14 protein-coding genes are annotated in these 16,802 nt (G+C 39.5%); 8 read left to right on the top strand and 6 right to left on the bottom strand.

Features of this window, described 5'->3' with window-relative positions; translation table 11 throughout:
- Positions 1–5: 5 nt before the first annotated feature.
- From F777_RS0112360 to guaA, 4 genes are read right to left on the bottom strand one after another with little or no spacing between them, the layout of a single operon-like run.
- Positions 6–2,468: a ligase-associated DNA damage response DEXH box helicase gene (locus F777_RS0112360; protein ID WP_026752308.1), complete on the bottom strand. Its 2,463-nt coding sequence runs from the start codon at positions 2,466–2,468 to the stop codon at positions 6–8.
- Positions 2,440–2,601: a DUF2256 domain-containing protein gene (locus tag F777_RS18635; protein ID WP_071790325.1), complete on the bottom strand. Its 162-nt coding sequence runs from the start codon at positions 2,599–2,601 to the stop codon at positions 2,440–2,442. The genes F777_RS0112360 and F777_RS18635 overlap by 29 nt, the downstream gene beginning before the upstream one ends.
- Positions 2,602–2,631: 30 nt before the next feature.
- Positions 2,632–3,786 carry an ABC transporter substrate-binding protein gene (locus tag F777_RS0112350; protein ID WP_152530917.1) on the bottom strand — a complete coding sequence of 385 codons (1,155 nt, stop codon included), beginning with the start codon at positions 3,784–3,786 and terminating at the stop codon, positions 2,632–2,634.
- Between the two features lie 14 nt (positions 3,787–3,800).
- Entirely contained in the window at positions 3,801–5,336 is a 1,536-nt protein-coding gene (gene guaA, locus F777_RS0112345; RefSeq protein ID WP_026752306.1) for a glutamine-hydrolyzing GMP synthase, read from the bottom strand.
- A gap of 81 nt (positions 5,337–5,417) precedes the next feature.
- Between guaA and F777_RS0112340 the strand changes: the two genes are divergently transcribed.
- The 3 genes from F777_RS0112340 to F777_RS0112330 are packed head-to-tail and all read left to right on the top strand — an operon-like array spanning position 5,418 to position 8,197.
- The gene (locus F777_RS0112340; protein ID WP_152530916.1) at positions 5,418–6,137 is read left to right on the top strand and encodes a head GIN domain-containing protein; all 720 of its coding nucleotides are present in this window, start codon (positions 5,418–5,420) and stop codon (positions 6,135–6,137) included.
- Entirely contained in the window at positions 6,137–6,817 is a 681-nt protein-coding gene (locus F777_RS0112335) for a response regulator transcription factor (RefSeq protein WP_026752304.1), read from the top strand. The genes F777_RS0112340 and F777_RS0112335 overlap by 1 nt, the downstream gene beginning before the upstream one ends.
- Positions 6,818–6,820: 3 nt before the next feature.
- The gene (locus tag F777_RS0112330; protein ID WP_026752303.1) at positions 6,821–8,197 is read left to right on the top strand and encodes a sensor histidine kinase; all 1,377 of its coding nucleotides are present in this window, start codon (positions 6,821–6,823) and stop codon (positions 8,195–8,197) included.
- Positions 8,198–8,284: 87 nt separating this feature from the next.
- Here the strand turns inward: F777_RS0112330 and rpsT are convergent, their stop codons facing one another.
- The gene (rpsT, locus tag F777_RS0112325) at positions 8,285–8,539 is read right to left on the bottom strand and encodes a 30S ribosomal protein S20 (RefSeq protein WP_026752302.1); all 255 of its coding nucleotides are present in this window, start codon (positions 8,537–8,539) and stop codon (positions 8,285–8,287) included.
- Between the two features lie 205 nt (positions 8,540–8,744).
- On the opposite strand from rpsT, the gene F777_RS0112320 reads away from it, so the two are divergent.
- The 3 genes from F777_RS0112320 to F777_RS0112310 are packed head-to-tail and all read left to right on the top strand — an operon-like array spanning position 8,745 to position 13,942.
- Positions 8,745–11,486, top strand: a complete 2,742-nt coding sequence (locus tag F777_RS0112320) for a 2-oxoglutarate dehydrogenase E1 component (RefSeq protein WP_026752301.1) — start codon at positions 8,745–8,747, stop codon at positions 11,484–11,486.
- 33 nt (positions 11,487–11,519) lie between these two features.
- Positions 11,520–12,743: a 2-oxoglutarate dehydrogenase complex dihydrolipoyllysine-residue succinyltransferase gene (gene odhB / locus F777_RS0112315; RefSeq protein ID WP_026752300.1), complete on the top strand. Its 1,224-nt coding sequence runs from the start codon at positions 11,520–11,522 to the stop codon at positions 12,741–12,743.
- The gene (locus F777_RS0112310) at positions 12,743–13,942 is read left to right on the top strand and encodes an RsmB/NOP family class I SAM-dependent RNA methyltransferase (RefSeq protein ID WP_026752299.1); all 1,200 of its coding nucleotides are present in this window, start codon (positions 12,743–12,745) and stop codon (positions 13,940–13,942) included. The genes odhB and F777_RS0112310 overlap by 1 nt, the downstream gene beginning before the upstream one ends.
- Here F777_RS0112310 and mnmA read toward each other — a convergent pair.
- The gene (gene mnmA, locus F777_RS0112305; protein WP_026752298.1) at positions 13,939–15,054 is read right to left on the bottom strand and encodes a tRNA 2-thiouridine(34) synthase MnmA; all 1,116 of its coding nucleotides are present in this window, start codon (positions 15,052–15,054) and stop codon (positions 13,939–13,941) included. The genes F777_RS0112310 and mnmA overlap by 4 nt on opposite strands.
- A gap of 149 nt (positions 15,055–15,203) precedes the next feature.
- Here mnmA and F777_RS0112300 point away from each other — a divergent pair, with 149 nt between their 5' ends.
- Complete coding sequence (locus tag F777_RS0112300) at positions 15,204–15,647, top strand: single-stranded DNA-binding protein (RefSeq protein WP_026752297.1); 444 nt, start codon at positions 15,204–15,206, stop codon at positions 15,645–15,647.
- Positions 15,648–15,811: 164 nt separating this feature from the next.
- The gene (locus tag F777_RS0112295; RefSeq protein WP_026752296.1) at positions 15,812–16,732 is read left to right on the top strand and encodes a fasciclin domain-containing protein; all 921 of its coding nucleotides are present in this window, start codon (positions 15,812–15,814) and stop codon (positions 16,730–16,732) included.
- Positions 16,733–16,802 lie beyond the last annotated feature (70 nt).

Genomic DNA, 16,802 nt, shown 5'->3' with positions numbered 1-16,802 from the left:
GATTGCTAAGATAATTGTTGTTGCATTTTTTTCACCCGATCTTCCAGTCTTTCTGAACTCAGGTTATTTCTGTTCAATCCATCTACTACAATGGGGAAGGACAGTGGGGTTAATTTGGACGGATAAGTCAATACGATTTTGCTTTTGGCAATTCGTTGTAAAGCCAATCTGAGTCGAACTTCATCCATTTGTTGCGTAAGCACTTCATTGTAAGCTTGCTTCAACAAAAGATTTCCCGGGTCGTATTCTTCAAATACCTTGAACAGGAGAGAGGCAGAAGATTGTAAATGTCTGGCCTTGGTTTTTTCACCTGGCATTCCTTGAAAAATGAGTCCTCCAATTACCGCAATGTCCCTGAATTTTCTTTTGGCCATTTCTGTATTGTTGACACTTTGCTGTATATCTGTCAGCAGGTTTTTATCGCTAAATAATTCATATACATTGGCATCGTCAACAGGTATTGGAGTATCGCTCAACAGTTCAAAACCATAATCATTCATCGATATGGAAAAACTCATGGGTTGTATCTGTGATATTCTGAATGCCAGTATAGCACTCAATGCTTCATGCACCTGTCTTCCCTCAAAAGGGTATACCAGCAAATGATAGCCGTCTTTGCTTTCAATCTGTTCAATGAGTAATTCATTGGGTTGCGGGATATGGGATAAGCTTTTTTGAATGGAGAATAAATGCTGCAGGCTGTCCATTTCAATGCCCGAATTGGGTTGCAATGCTTTTGAAAAAGTTCTTCTTAAAACTTCTCCCAGGTTAGCGGTTAAACTCATTCTGCCCCCCAGCCAGGAAGGAATCAGTGATTTTTTAGCAGTTGATTTTTTTACGAGCACATTCATGTCTTTAATCATGATGAGCTCCAGGTTTTTACCCGCCAGTGTAAACACATCACCAGGTTCCAGTTTACTGATAAAGTATTCTTCTATCACCCCAATATATCCACCGCTTAGAAATTTTACTTTTAACATGGCATCGCTTACAATGGTTCCGATATGCATTCGATGACGCATGGCAATTTTTCGGCTATTGATTTTATAAATGCCATTTTCGATCTCTACTTTTCTGAATTCATCATATACTTGCAGTGCCTGCCCACCTGATGTAATCTGTTTTAATATTTCCTGCCATTCCTCCTCCTGCATATCTGAGAAGCAATAAGTGGATTGTATTTCGGTATAAATCCTTTTGGGGTCAAAGCCCTCTCCGCATGCAAGTGTGCACAAATATTGAAGCAGCACATCAAAACACAATACCAATGGGTCTTTGCTTTCGATGGCTTTTTCTGTAACGGCTGTTTTCAGTGCAGCGGCTTCCACCAATTCCAGGCTATGCGTTGGGAGAAAATAGATCTTGCTGATTTCTCCTGGCCGATGTCCGCTTCTTCCGGCTCTTTGTAAAAAACGAGCAATGCCTTTGGGAGACCCTACTTGTATTACCGTATCCACGGGCCGGAAGTCTACTCCCAAATCCAGACTGGCAGTACAAACCACTGCTTTTAATTTTTGTGTATGCAATGCTTCTTCGACCCATAATCTTAATTCCTGTTCAATGCTTCCATGATGCAGTGCAATAGCACCAGCAAGTGATGGGGCAAGTGTAAGCAATGTCTGGTACCAGGTTTCACTCATCCCCCTGGTATTGATAAAAATCAGCGTGGTATTGCTGTTCTCAATAATCGGAATTAGCGTATGCGCCAGCTTTATCCCCAGGTGTCCTGCCCAGGGGTAAGAATCAATTTCATCCGGAATAATGGTGTGAATTTCTAGCGGCTTATTGATTGCTGCCTGAATGGTGATTCCTGTTTTTTTCAAGGGACTTAAGAGTACCTCTCTTGCTTCTTCCAGGTTGCCGATGGTGGCACTGATGCCCCATACTTGTAAGGATTCACTACAGTTTACCAGTCTGCTGACAGCTAGTTCTGTTTGTACGCCACGTTTGCTTCCCAGCAATTCATGCCATTCATCTACAGCCAATAATTTAAGGGTAGAAAAAATTGCCGGATAGTTTTTTTGCGTTAAGAGTAATTGCAGGCTTTCCGGCGTGATGATTAAAATCTCCGGCATTTGTTTTTTCTGCCTTGCTCTGTCAGCATTACTGGTATCCCCATTTCTGATTGCTACTTTCCATTGCATGCCCAGGGACTTAATTACTTCTTCCATGGCTCGGCCAATATCTTTTGCCAGTGCACGTAATGGGGTTATCCAGAGTAGTTGTAAACCATTGTTTTTTTGTTTAGCCCAATCAGCCGGATGAGCATTGATAAACTGCATTAAAGCACCCAGAAATACAGAATAGGTTTTGCCACATCCTGTAGGAGCATTTACCAGACCACTTTCTCCCGCTAAAATGGCCTTCCAGGCTTGTTCCTGAAATGGGAAGGGGTTTAGTTGCTGTTGCTGCAGCCAATCGGTTACAATTTGAAATCCTTTACTGGCTTGCATGGGTTTTCTTTGCATTTCTGCATTTGTCGCTGCAGTATTTTACTTCTTCCCAGTTTTTTGCCCATTTTTTTCGCCAGGAAAAAGGCTTGCCGCAGGTGGTGCAGTTTTTTTGAGGTAAATAGGATTTGTTCCCTTTGTGGTTATACATGAAGTTAAAACAACCTGAATGTAAAAGGGTTTATTGTACAGATTTAATTATCCCATCTGACTTTCTTATAAAATAAAGCTTTTTATTTTCGAGATAGCTGATTTCCCCGTTTTGTAAAACCGGTACAAAATCATACTCATTGAATATCTTAAAACTGTTGTCAGAAAGCTGAGAGGCTAAATTGTTGGGATACTTCAATAACAGTTTTCCAAAATAATACAAGGATTCAAAACCCTTGAAAACCATATCCGATGGCCTTCCCTGTAATTTATTCCTGTAAAGAGTGGATATTCTTTGCAATAGTTTGTCTGCTCTATTGTAATTGAAAGGGGTGGAGTAAATAATTTCTGTTCCTTTTCCCAGGTCTTTAATGGCATCCCAGGTGGGCATTCCCACAACAATTGATTTATAACTTTTGTTGGCGGCTACAGATTTAACCAGGTTCATGCCAAAACCTTCGTTAACAGTGCCACATAAAATAATATTGGTTCGGGTACTGTCCAGGATTGAATTGTACAGTGCAATATTAATGCTATCCGTAACTGAAATGATTTTCAGTTTTAAGGGAAGTGCAGGTGTTTTTTTGTTTAATTCAAAAAAAGTTTGTTCAATCATGTCTTCCAGTCCGCCTGGCTTTTTTACATATATAATTGGATCGGTAGGGTGATTCTTCTGTAAATATTTAAAGAGCCCTTCTATATGTGTAATTAAAGTGGGATTCACCAATGCAAAAAAAGGATTGGTGCGAATTCCTGCGTCATTTGGATAGGTAGCAGATATCAAAGGAATCTGTTTGGACTTTGCATAGTCAGCAAGAGGCTTGATGTCTGCTCTATTGTTGAAAGATGCAATCAGTAAATCCGTACCATTTAGTTTTCCACTTTGTATGAGCTGCTCTAGGTTATCCTTTTTACTCTTTAAATCGAAAAACAAAATTTCCAGATGCTGGCCTTCTGTCTGTAATGAGTCGATAGCGAGCTGAATACCATTATAAAAATCCAGGCCCGGAAGTATTGCTTTAGGGATATTGTTATTACCTAATGAATAATTTTCATTGTTAAATGCATCGTCTATATAAATCGGCGCAAACACAGCAATTTTAAGTGGTCCGGCTGTTTGTGCATATGTGCTCCCGGTTAGTGAAGACGCCAAGACCAATAGCAATATGACAAAAAGTTGTTTCATAATACTCCTCAAGTTTACTCCCATTCTATGGTTGCTGGTGGTTTACTGCTGATATCGTAAACAACCCTGTTGATTCCTCTTACATTATTAATGATTTCGTTGGAGATGTCCGCTAAAAACTCATAAGGTAAATGTGCCCAGTCTGCAGTCATGCCGTCAACGGAAGTAACTGCCCTTAGCGCTACCGTGAATTCATAGGTTCTTTCATCCCCCATTACCCCTACACTCTTAACAGGTAGCAAAATGGTGCCTGCCTGCCATACCTGAGTATAGAGTCCGGCTTTTTTTAGTCCATTGATAAAAATGGCATCGGCCTTTTGCAAAAGGTCTACTCTTTCAGCATTCACTTCTCCCAGAATTCTGATGGCCAATCCAGGACCGGGGAAGGGGTGTCGGTTGATCATATCCGCCGGTATGCCCAGCTCAAGCCCTACTTTTCTTACTTCGTCTTTAAACAGATAGCGTAAAGGCTCTACCAACGAAAGGTGCATGGTGTCGGGAAGACCTCCCACGTTGTGGTGGCTCTTAATGGTTTGCGAAGGCCCGTGAACACTAACGCTTTCAATCACATCGGGATATATAGTGCCCTGTCCTAAAAAAGAAATATTATTCAGTTTTTGGGCTTCTGACTGGAAAACATCAATGAATAATTTTCCAATGGCTTTTCTTTTGGCTTCCGGATCTGTCTGGTCTTTTAATGCCGCATAAAACATTTCTTTGGCATCCACTCCTTTTACATTTAATCCGATGGCATTATAAGTTGTTAAAACCTGCTCAAATTCGTCCTTTCTTAAAACCCCATTATCTACAAAAATGCCGTGTAATCTGGTCCCGATAGCACGGGCAATCAATGTGGCTGCCACCGTACTGTCTACACCTCCGCTTAAAGCCATGATTACTTCCTTATCTCCAATTTCTTCTTTTAAGCGGGCTACAGTTTCCTCTACAAATGAAGCTGGAGTCCAGCTTTGGGTGCAACCACATATATCTACCAAAAAGTTGCGAATCATTTTCTTACCCTCAGTTGAATGGTATACTTCCGGGTGAAACTGAAACCCATATAAGGGAAAACTGTTGGTGTCATCTTTCTTAAAAGCCGCTACAGGAATGCTTTCTGTAGTGGCAAGAATGCTATATCCCTGGGGTAAATCCTTAATGGAGTCACTATGGCTCATCCAGACCTGAGATTTGGCAGGAATGCCGTTGAAAAGTGAGTCTGATTGAATAATTTCTAATTGAGCTCTTCCGTACTCCCTCTTATTTGATTTATCTACTTTGCCTCCAAAAACTTTTGCAGTAAGCTGTGCGCCATAGCAAACACCTAATACGGGTAGCTTGGAATTAAAGGCAGCAATATCAACGGAAGGTGCATTTTCTTCATTAACACTAAATGGGGAGCCACTCAGGATGATTCCCTTTAAAGTAGCATCTATGGTAAATTCCTTGTGAAAAGGAATGATTTCACAGTAAATATTTGCCTCACGTACTGCCCTGGCAATTAGCTGTGTGTATTGACTGCCAAAATCGAGAATAAGAATTTTTTCTGTCATCTGGCAAAGTTAATTCAAATTTACTTCTGCTGCTATTTATGGCATTTTTTGCTACCTTTCATATACGTAAAAAATGATTATATGAAACTTCGGGTTTTTGCTTTGATGCTATTGGCAGTTGTCATTAGTTCCTGTAACTGGATAGGAAAAACTGTTCATGGCGACGGTAATATTATTTCCGAAAAACGGAATGTGAAAAAAGCAGAGAAAATTGTTATTAAAGGGAATTTTGATATTGTTCTGATTCCTGGTACAGAAACTTCTGTTACAGTTGAAACAGATGAGAATTTACAACATCTTGTATTGATGTCGGAAAGCAATGATGAACTAGTATTTAAGACCAAACGGAAGTTCAATATTAAATCGGATCATGGTATTAAAATTACCATTACCACTCCCAGATTGTCTGGGATTCATCTGGCTGGATCGGGTAATATAACTGGTAAGGGGAAATTTAGCGGGGCCAGTGAGTTAAAAATAGACATTGCCGGACAGGGAGATGTAAATCTGGAAGTAAATACTCCTAGGATAGAAGTGGATATTGCAGGCTCGGGTAATGTAACATTGGCGGGTGAAACAAAGCAAGCTAAATTTGATATTGCTGGAACCGGTGATTGCAATGCAGAAACATTGAAGTCAGAGAATTCTTCAATAAAAATTGCAGGCAACGGGAATGTTAAAGTATTTGCTGACAATCAGCTTGATATAAAAATTATGGGCTCTGGCGATGTTTTTTACAAAGGCAATGCTGAAGTTAGTCAGAAAATTGTTGGTGCAGGAAATGTTAAAAAGTTGGATTAATGGAAAAGAAATATAGAATTCTTTTAGCTGAGGATGAAGCTAAACTTGCTACTGCTATTAAAGAAGAATTAACCCGGGTTGGATATGATGTTGATCTTGCCAAAGACGGGGATTCTGCAGAAAAGTTGTTTCTGGAAAATAATTATTCTCTTGCTTTACTGGACATTAATATGCCAGGGAAATCGGGTATTGAATTGTGCAGACTTTTTAGAAAGAGCAGTGCCAGATTACCTATTGTTATGTTAACAGCAATGGGAGAAATTCATGATAAAGTAGAAGCTTTTGATGTAGGGGCCGATGATTACCTGGTGAAGCCCTTTCATTTCGATGAACTTTTTGCCAGATTGAAAGTGCTTTTTAAAAGAACAGACGTTACAGATAAAGAAGAAAAGCTGGTATATGAAGATCTGGAAATTGATTTTAAGCAAAAAAGTGTAAACCGATCAGGAATTACCATAAATCTTACTTCCAAGGAATTTACATTGCTGACTTTATTGGCTAGAACGCCGGAGCGTGTAATTTCAAAGCAGGAAATACTGGAAAAAGTTTGGGACCTTAGTTTTGACACCGGAACCAATACCATTGAAGTGTATATTAGTTTTCTAAGGAATAAAATTGACAAGCCTTTTGATAAAAAATTGATTCATACGAAACCGGGTTTTGGTTACTATATAAAATAGCCGATGAATTTAAAGCTCAGATTTGCTTTGTTGTTTACCAGTTTTGTCGCTGGAATTCTTTTGATTGCCTGCACCAGTATTTATTTTTTGTATGCTTCTTACCGTGAGGAAGACTATTATAGTCGTGTAGAACTGGAGGGCGAGGACTTGTATGAAATTTATCAATCTATTGCAAAGAAAAGCGAAAGTATTCAGCAGAATGATGTGTTGGAAGTGCACCGAATTGCATTAATTAACGAACATCTTTTTGTATTGGATTCAAACTTATCTGTGGTTTTTAGTTTGGGGAATAATAGTGCTATAGACGTACCCAAAATTAATTACGAAAAAGTGAAGGAAGATGGTAAGCTTCAGGTTACGGACTCTGCTCAGAATCAAATTGTTGCAGTGTATAAGCCCGAGCAGAATCAATATCTGGTTACAGAAGCTTTTGATATGGTAGGGTTAAAGAAAGTAAAGACGATGAGTTTTATTCTTTCAGGCGTATTTGCTGGTTCATTATTGCTAACAGCGGTTATTTCCTTTTTGTTTGTTCGTCAGGCCATTAAGCCTATTGTTGAGTTGAGTGATCAGATGCAGCGGACCAATGTTTTTAACCTATCTGAAAGGATAACGGTAAAACCTGCAAAGGACGAAATAAATGCCATTGCAAAGAACTTTAATGCCATGCTGGAAAGAATTCGCACTGGTTTTGAATATCGTAAAAGCTTTGTACAGCATAGTTCTCACGAGTTAAGGACTCCACTTGCGGTGATGCTTTCTCAAACAGAAGCAGCTTTAAATAACGTGAATGATGTTGAAGGATTTCGGAAAGTTCTTCTTTCGTTAAAAGAAGATCAGCAGCAATTGATAGAATTAACCAATGCCTTATTAGAAATTTCTCAAAATGAACAACTAGAGTTTGTAGAGAACTGGCCTCTGTTCAGAGTAGATGAGTTGTTGTATGATACTGCTGCCTATTTTAACAAGAGCTTTCCAGATGGTAAGATTGATATCAGTTATGATACGCTCCCCAATGATGATGAAGAGTTAATTGTGAAAGGGAATGAGTCTTTACTAAGAGCAGCATTTGTAAATCTAATTAAAAACGCTTATTTGTATTCAGAAGATAAAGCAGTGCAGATAATTATTCAAACAGGGAATCAGCAGCTATCAATCATATTTCAGAACAAAGGCAAGCAACTAAAATCAGAAGAAGTAGAAAAAATGTTTCTTCCCTTTTTCAGGGGGGCGAATGCAGGTACTAAGAAAGGGTTTGGCCTTGGGCTTGCGATTATTGACAGGATTATACAAATACACAAAGGCAGATTACGCTATCATGCCAAAGGAGAAAATTTGAATCAGTTTCAGGTTGAATTCCCTATCGGATCTCAGGCTTAGCCAAGAATGGTTCAGTTAATGGGGTTTCAATAAAAAAAGCCAATCAGATTTGATTGGCTTAAGGTATTTTCAGGAGAGCAGTCTCAGTTAAGCTAAGTTTGCTGCTTTCTTCACTAATTTGCTCTTCAGATTGGCTGCTTTGTTTTTATGGATAATTCCACGCTTAGCCAATTTGTCAATCATTGAAATAACATCAGGAAGCTTTTCTTCGTATCCTTTTTTCTCTGCGCTTGTTTTTAAGTCACGGATAGCGTTACGGGTAGTTTTACCATAGTAACGGTTACGGTCACGGCGCTTAGCGGCTTGTCTAACGTCTTTCTTTGTAGCTGAGTGATTTGCCATTTTCTAATTTTTTCGGGACGGCAAAGGTAATAGCTTTCAGGCAAATTTGAAAATTTTAAATAAAAAAAATCAAAAAAAGCCAAATCAGCTCAAAATCGGACTGTGTATAATTAACCTAGGTTTAGCTTATTTTTTGGTTTATTTTCTGCCTCCAATGCCCGATATTTGCCCCAATTTAGATTGAAAAGCTGCATAATTAAGCCAAATGAAGGATTTTTCGTACATCACCCATTCACATCCGGCATTCATTGAGAGTCTTTATAAGGACTTTGTAACTGATCCATCGCTGGTTGACCCAGATTTAAGAAAGTTTTTTGAAGGATTTGACTTTGCTGTCAATGGAAATTACGCAGCTGGCCAGGCTGCTTCCGGATCAGCAGATGCCGGATCCATTAACTGGATGCAGGAAATTAAAGTCTACAGGTTGATTCTTGGGTATAGAAATAAAGGGCATTTAATAGCCAAAACCAATCCAATCAGAACAAGAAAGGACAGGGGAGCTAATCTGGACCTTAGTTTCTTTGGTTTGTCAGATGCTGACCTTACTACTGTTTTCCAGGCGGGCAATTTAATTGGATTGGGTCCTGCTACATTGAAACAAATTCTTACGCATCTGCAAAATGCCTATGCCGGTAACGTTGGGATAGAGTTTAAATATATCAGTGATCAGAAGAAAGTAGATTTTCTGACTGCTGAAATGGAGCAAAATTTTGCTAAGCCGCTACCACTAAATAAGAAACAGCGCATCCTGGAAAAACTCAACCAGGGCGTAATGTTCGAAAAGTTCTTGCATACCAAGTATATCGGGCAAAAAAGGTTTTCACTTGAAGGAGGGGAAACTACCATTGCCGCACTGGATGCAATTATTAATACCGCTGCCCATCAGGAAGTACAGGAAGTAGTAATTGGGATGGCGCATAGAGGAAGATTGAATGTGTTGGCCAATATCATGGGAAAAACCTATGAACAGATTTTCAGTGAGTTTGAAGGTACAGCAACCATTGATCAGACCATGGGAAGCGGAGATGTGAAATACCATATGGGGTATGGCAGCGAAGTGAAAACACTAGATGATAAAACGATTCATTTGAAGCTAATGCCAAATCCTTCCCATTTGGAAGCCGTTGATCCGGTAGTAGTAGGATTTGCTAGAGCAAAAGCGGATTTGATTTCAGAAAGTCATTTTGAAAATATTTTACCCATTTTAATTCACGGAGATGCTTCTGTAGCAGGACAGGGCATTGTGTATGAAGTATTGCAGATGAGCAAACTTCGTGGTTATTATACGGGTGGAACAATACACTTTGTTATTAATAACCAAATAGGATTTACCACTGATTTTGATGATGCCCGCAGTGCTGATTATTCAACTTCAGTTGCGGCCATGGTGCAAGCACCTGTGCTGCACGTAAATGGGGATGATGCAGAAGCAGTGGTGAAATGTGCTGAAATAGCAACCAGATACAGACAGGAATTTAAATCGGATATTTTCATTGACATGGTTTGTTATCGCAAACATGGTCACAATGAAGGGGATGATCCGAAATATACGCAGCCTCAGTTATATGCTTTAATTGACAAACACCAGAATCCGAGGGAAATATACACTCAGTATCTTATCCAGAATGGAACAAGCGATGCCCAGGAACTGGCCAAGTCTATGGAAAAGAAATTCTGGAGCGACTTGCAGGAACGTTTGGATGAAGTAAAGCAAAACCCATTACCTTATAAACATCAACCACCAGAGTTAATTTGGAAATCATTTGTAAAAGCGAAAGCTGAGGATTTTGAGTTTTCTCCTATCACTGCTATTGACGATGCAAAATTCAATCTGCTTTTCAATGGATTGATGAAATGGCCAACTGATTTTAAGCCATTGAAGAAAATTGAAAAATTAATTCAGGATAAGGTTAAAATATTTGAGACAGAAGGAAAAGTGGATTGGGCTACTGCTGAATTGATGGCGTACGGCTCTATTCTGACTGATGGGAATGTAGTACGTATGAGTGGTCAGGACGTGAAGCGTGGAACTTTCAGCCACCGTCATGCCGTATTAAGAGACGAAGAGACCAATGCAGAGTACAATCGTCTGAACCATTTTCAGGAAAATCAGGAGCAATTCAGAATCTATAATTCTTTGCTTAGTGAGTACGGTGTTTTAGGTTTTGAATATGGTTATGCAATGGCTAATCCGAATGCGTTGGTGATTTGGGAAGCACAGTTTGGCGATTTCTGTAATGGTGCTCAAACGATGATTGATCAGTTTATTGCAGCAGGTGAGCAAAAGTGGCAGAGACAAAATGGTCTTGTCATGTTGTTGCCACATGGTTACGAAGGACAGGGTCCTGAGCATAGTAGTGCAAGAATGGAGCGCTTCCTTCAAATGTGTGCTGAATTAAATATGGTAGTTACCAATATAACCAGTGCAGCTAATTTATTCCATGCATTCAGAAGACAGACTACCTGGAATTTCAGAAAACCATTGATCAATTTCTCACCGAAAGCCAATCTTCGTAATCCTGGTACATACAGTACAAAAGAAGAATTCCTTACAGGCGGATTTAAAGAAGTAATTGATGATGCATTTGTTCAGGATGCTACTGCAGTTAAAAAAGTTTTGTTCTGTTCGGGTAAACTTTATTTTGAACTGGCCGATAAGCAGGCAAAGGAAAACAGACAGGACATTGCTATTGTAAGATTGGAACAGATTTATCCAATGCCACTTCAGCAATTGGATGCTTTATACAAAAAGTACAATAAAGCTACCTGGTTCTGGGTTCAGGAAGAACCGTTGAATATGGGCGCAGCCGGATTCCTTCAAACTAATTTGAAAACTATCAATTTTGGAGTAATCAGTCGAAATGCCAGTGCAGCTACAGCCACTGGTTATGCTAAAGTGCATGCTCAGGAACAAATGGAAATTATTGAAACAGCATTTAATATTTAATAGTCAAACTATATACCTTATTAATCTCTCGTTATGATCGAAATAAAAGTACCAACCGTAGGTGAATCAATCAATGAAGTAACACTATTAAAGTGGACTAAAAAAGATGGGGAATGGGTGGAACGTGATGAAGTGATTGCTGAGTTGGAAAGTGAGAAAGCCACTTTTGAAGTGAATGCTGAAAAAGCAGGTATTCTGAAAACTGTTGGTAAAGAGGGAGACACATTAAATATTGGTGATGTGTTGGCAAATATTGATGACACGGCTGCAAAGCCTGAAGGTGTTGCTGCTCCTGCACCCGCACCTGCATCTGCTGCTGCGCCTGTTGTAAACAATCAGGCACCTGTAACAGCTGTATCCAATGATATTAAAGCTACACCAGTGGCTTCAGCTATTATTGCTGATAAAAAAGTGGATACAAAATCCATTACTCCTTCCGGTACAGGTGGTAAGATTATGAAACAGGATGTGCTGGATGCAATTAATAATCCTGGAAAGAAATCTTTTGCATCCGATGGAGCAATGTTCAGCAGAAATGTGCGTCAGGAAAAAATGAGCGCACTTAGAAGAACCATCAGCAGAAGATTGGTGGAGTCAAAGAATACAACAGCCATGTTGACCACTTTTAATGAAGTGGACATGACGCAAATAATGGAAATCAGAAAACAGTACAAGGATAAATTTAAAGAGGGACACGGTGTGAATCTGGGTTTCATGAGTTTCTTTGCTAAAGCCTGTGCCATTGCTTTAGGTGAGTGGCCGTCGGTGAATGCCTATATTGATGGAGATCAGATTGTATATCACGATTATGCGGATATTAGTATCGCAGTAAGTACTCCAAGAGGTCTTACTGTTCCTGTTATGCGAAATGTAGAGAGCCTTAGTATGGCAGATATTGAAAAGAAAGTGGTAGAGTTGGCAGCAAAAGCTAGAGATAGCAAATTAACTGCGGATGAATTGCAGGGTGGAACTTTTACCATTACCAATGGTGGTGTATTTGGTAGCTTAATGAGCACTCCAATTATCAATATCCCTCAAAGTGCTATTTTGGGAATGCACAAAATCCAGGAACGTCCAATGGCTATCAATGGTCAGGTGGTGATTCGTCCTATGATGTATTTGGCCTTGAGTTACGATCACCGTATTATCGATGGAAGAGAGAGTGTTAGCTTCCTGGTTCGAGTGAAAGAATTATTAGAGAATCCGGCTTTGTTGCTGATAGGAAAAGATCCTGTTAAAGCTTTATTGGAATTATAGTGAAGTACGCAGCCAATTATGTAAAATCAGCTGCTGCAATACTAAGCTCGTTTAAGAATGAATCGCCATTTTCGATTTATCTGAAAGCCTATTTTGCTGCGAACAAAAAGTTCGGTTCCAAGGATCGTAAATTCATTGGTCAGCTTTGCTATCAGTATTTCAGAACCGGTAAATCCTTAGCTGATTTGCCGACGGAAGAAGCCATAAGGGTTGCGGTCTTTTTATGCAATGAACAGCCCAATGACTGGGGGGGATTATTCAGTGAAGCATGGATAGAAGCATGGTCACCAGCGTTATCAGAGCGAATTGCTATTGTTCAAAAAGAAATTCCTGATTTTAAATCAGAACTGATTTTCCCTTTTGAAAAATGGATTAGTAAATCAATTGATTTTAAATTATTCAATGAATCACATTTGATTCAACCTTATTTGTTTATTCGTATTCGTCCGGGAAGACTTCAAAATGTTTTAAAAGCCCTCGATAAGGCAAATATTGCTTACCGTTCAATCAGTGACAATTGTTTGGCATTGGCCAATGGAACCAAACTGGAAGGAATAGGGGAAGTGGATAAGGATTTTGTAGTGCAGGACTATAGTTCGCAACAAACAGCTGTATTAATGGAGCCTGCCAAAAAACTGCGCAAAGGGAAAGATGCTTCTATTGATATCTGGGACTCCTGCGCAGCAAGCGGAGGAAAATCAATTTTGGCAAGGGATGTTCTAGGTAATATTAATCTGACCGTTTCTGATGTTAGAAAAACAATCATTCAAAATTTAATCAGCAGATTTCAGCGGGCAGGTATTCGACAGTTTGATTCTGTAATTGTGAACCTGAGTGAGCCAGTTCAATCTCCCGAATTACAGCATAAGACATTTGATTTGATAATCTGTGATGCACCCTGTTCAGGTAGTGGTACCTGGGGAAGAACACCAGAGCAGCTCTCTTTTTTTAACACGGAGCATATTCAGGAATACCAAAAGACGCAGGAATCTATTGTGACGTCAGTATTCCCTAAGTTGAGGCCTGGTGGGTATTTTCTCTATATAACCTGTTCTGTATTTGAAGCAGAAAATGAAGGAATAGTGCAGTATATTTCACAATCAATTCTTACAGCTGAACTGATTAGCCAGCAATTGATTGCTGGTTTTGAAAAAAGAGCAGACTTTATGTTCGCCGCTTTATTTAGAAAACAGGATTAAGGATTAAGAATTAATTCACCCCGCTGAATTATACCTCCTCCAATAACATCATTGTCTTCATAAAAAACAGCGCTCTGACCAGGTGCAATGCTTTTTACATTTTCATAAAAGCGAGTCCTGATATTACCATTGGGTTCATTGTATAAATTGCTAAGTGCGCCCTTGTCTTTGTATCGGATTCGGGTAATGGCTTCCATACCGTCTGTAATTCCATCGTATTTTATCCAGTTCAATTTTCCCACCATCATATCATTTTGTTCAAGATCAGCTTCATCTCCTAGAACAACAATATTTTTGTCGGGATCAATGGAGGTTACATATACAGGATGCCCCATAGCAATCTCCAGTCCTTTTCTTTGTCCGATTGTATAAAATGGATACCCTTTATGTTGTCCGAGTTTTTTGCCTGTTTTGTCTACAAACCAGCCACCTGCCACTTTATCTTCCAAACCATCCACTCTTCTTTTCAAAAATCCGCGGTAGTCATTGTCCGGAACAAAACAGATTTCATAACTCTCACTTTTCTTTGCTAATTCAGGGTAGCCCATATCCATGGCCATTTGTCTGATGGCGGACTTGCGATAACCACCTAAAGGCATAATGGTTCTGCTTAAGAGTTCCTGATCTAACCCCCACAGCACATAACTCTGGTCTTTTGTTTCATCTAATCCTTTGCTGATTACATACCTGCCATTGGTATGTTGCCTGATAGAAGCATAATGTCCGGTTGCTATATAATCGCATTCCAAGGCATTGGCTCTTTTTAACAAAGCCCTCCATTTGATATGCGTATTGCACATTACACAGGGATTGGGGGTTCTTCCAGCCAGGTATTCTTCTACAAAGTTTTCAATTACAAAATCCCCGAACTCGTCTCTTATGTCCAGAATGAAGTGAGGAAAACCGTGGTGAACGGCAGCCTGCCTGGCATCGTTGAAAGAATCAATATTGCAGCAGCCGGTCTCTTTCGTGCTGGTTCCGCTGCTGGCATAATCCCAGGTTTTCATGGTTATGCCAATCACTTCATACCCCTCATGGTGCAACATAAGTGCAGTAACGGTACTATCGATACCCCCACTCATTGCCACCAGAACTTTCCCCTTACGACTCATAATTGCCAATATTTACTGCAAAATTAGAACAATGGGGCCAAATAAGGTCGATTTAGACTTTCGAGAACCGTTAAAATCAAATTGGCAATGCGGGAATTACGCATTTTACTTAATTTCATTTTTTAGAAATTGATAAAAAAACACACACTATGATTAAACTGACAGCTATTGGGAATCTGGGTAAAGATGCCATGTTGAATAATGTTAATGGGAAAAATGTAATCAATTTTACTGTTGCCCATACGGAACGGTATAAGGATGCTCAGGGTAATCAAAAAGATAAAACAACCTGGGTTGATTGCGCGTATTGGACAGAGAGAACGGGTATTGCCCCCTATTTAAAGAAAGGTACACAAGTATATGTAGAGGGTCAGCCTGATGTCAGAACTTACACTACCAAAGATGGTACAAATGGTGCCACCCTTACTTTAAGGGTGAGCAGTGTGCAATTATTAGGTAGTAGAAGCGGTGACACTTCTCCAAGTAGCGGAGGATATACTGGCAGTGGGTATCAGTCTGCTCCTGCTTCAAATGCTTCTCCTATGACACCTTCTTCTGATATAACAGAAGCTTTTGATGATTTACCATTTTAAATAATTTTTTTCTGGAAAGGGCAATACCATGCATGGTATTGCCCTTATTCATTTATACCATTCAGTCTCTATAAATAACTGTTCAGCTTTAATTTTTTACAGTTGAGCCTTGGTTAGGCAACGTTTATGCTTTCCTTCTGTTCTAAATGTTTAAACTTCAATCTATGAAAAGTAAACAGTTTTTGCAGAAAATGATGGTAGGATTGTCTCTAATCCTTATGTTGGGAACCAGTTGTAAAAAGGAAGAAAATCCTCCTGCCCAGACAATTGTAGACATAGTTAACTCAAATGCCGATTTCAGTATTTTAAAAGCTGCAGTTGAAAAAGCAGGCATTGTAAGTACATTGTCGAGTGGTACACTAACCGTTTTTGCACCGGACAATGCCGCCTTTGCAGTAGCAGGTATTACTGAGGCGACCTTACAATCTTTAACCGCTGCCCAGGTTGCCAATATCCTGACTTATCACGTGTTGGGTTTGCGTGTAAGTTCTGCTGAAGTTCCTGCAAGTGATGCGGTGGGTAGTCTTCAGGGACAGAAAATTTTTGCATCCAGAAATGCTAATGGTGTTTTTGTGAATGGAATTAAAGTAAAAGCTGCAGATATTCAGGCAAGCAATGGGATTATCCATGTGATTGAAAATGTTTTAATACCACCAACGCAAACAATTCAGCAGATTGCAGCAGGTAATCCTAACTTGAGTTTATTAGTAGCGGCAGTTTCCAAAGCTGGATTGTTAAATGCAATTGGTGCAGAAGGTAAACTGACCGTGTTTGCTCCAACCAACTCTGCGTTCAATGCAGCAGGTTTTAATACAGCAGCTGATATTGATGCAGCATCCACCAGCTTAATTAATACTGTAGTAAGTTACCATGTAATTGGCACGAATGTTTTCGCCAGTGATTTAATTAATGGAGCTACTGCACCAACTTTACAAGGAGGTACTTTAACTATTGGATTAAACCCTCCTTCAGTTAAAATAACAACCAGTAGCAATCCGGCATCCAATATCATTCTGGAAGGTGGTGTTAATATTGTGGCAACCAATGGTGTTGTACACTTAATTAATCGTGTATTGCTGCCTTAGAATTTTAGCATCTTTTACAATTGCATAATCCGGATTCATCTCGAATCCGGATTATGTATTTATAGCCTGG

It is taken from the genome of Sediminibacterium sp. C3 (genome assembly GCF_000508085.1).
Taxonomy (GTDB): Bacteria; Bacteroidota; Bacteroidia; order Chitinophagales; family Chitinophagaceae; genus Sediminibacterium.
This window is presented reverse-complemented; position numbering and strand designations above follow the sequence as displayed.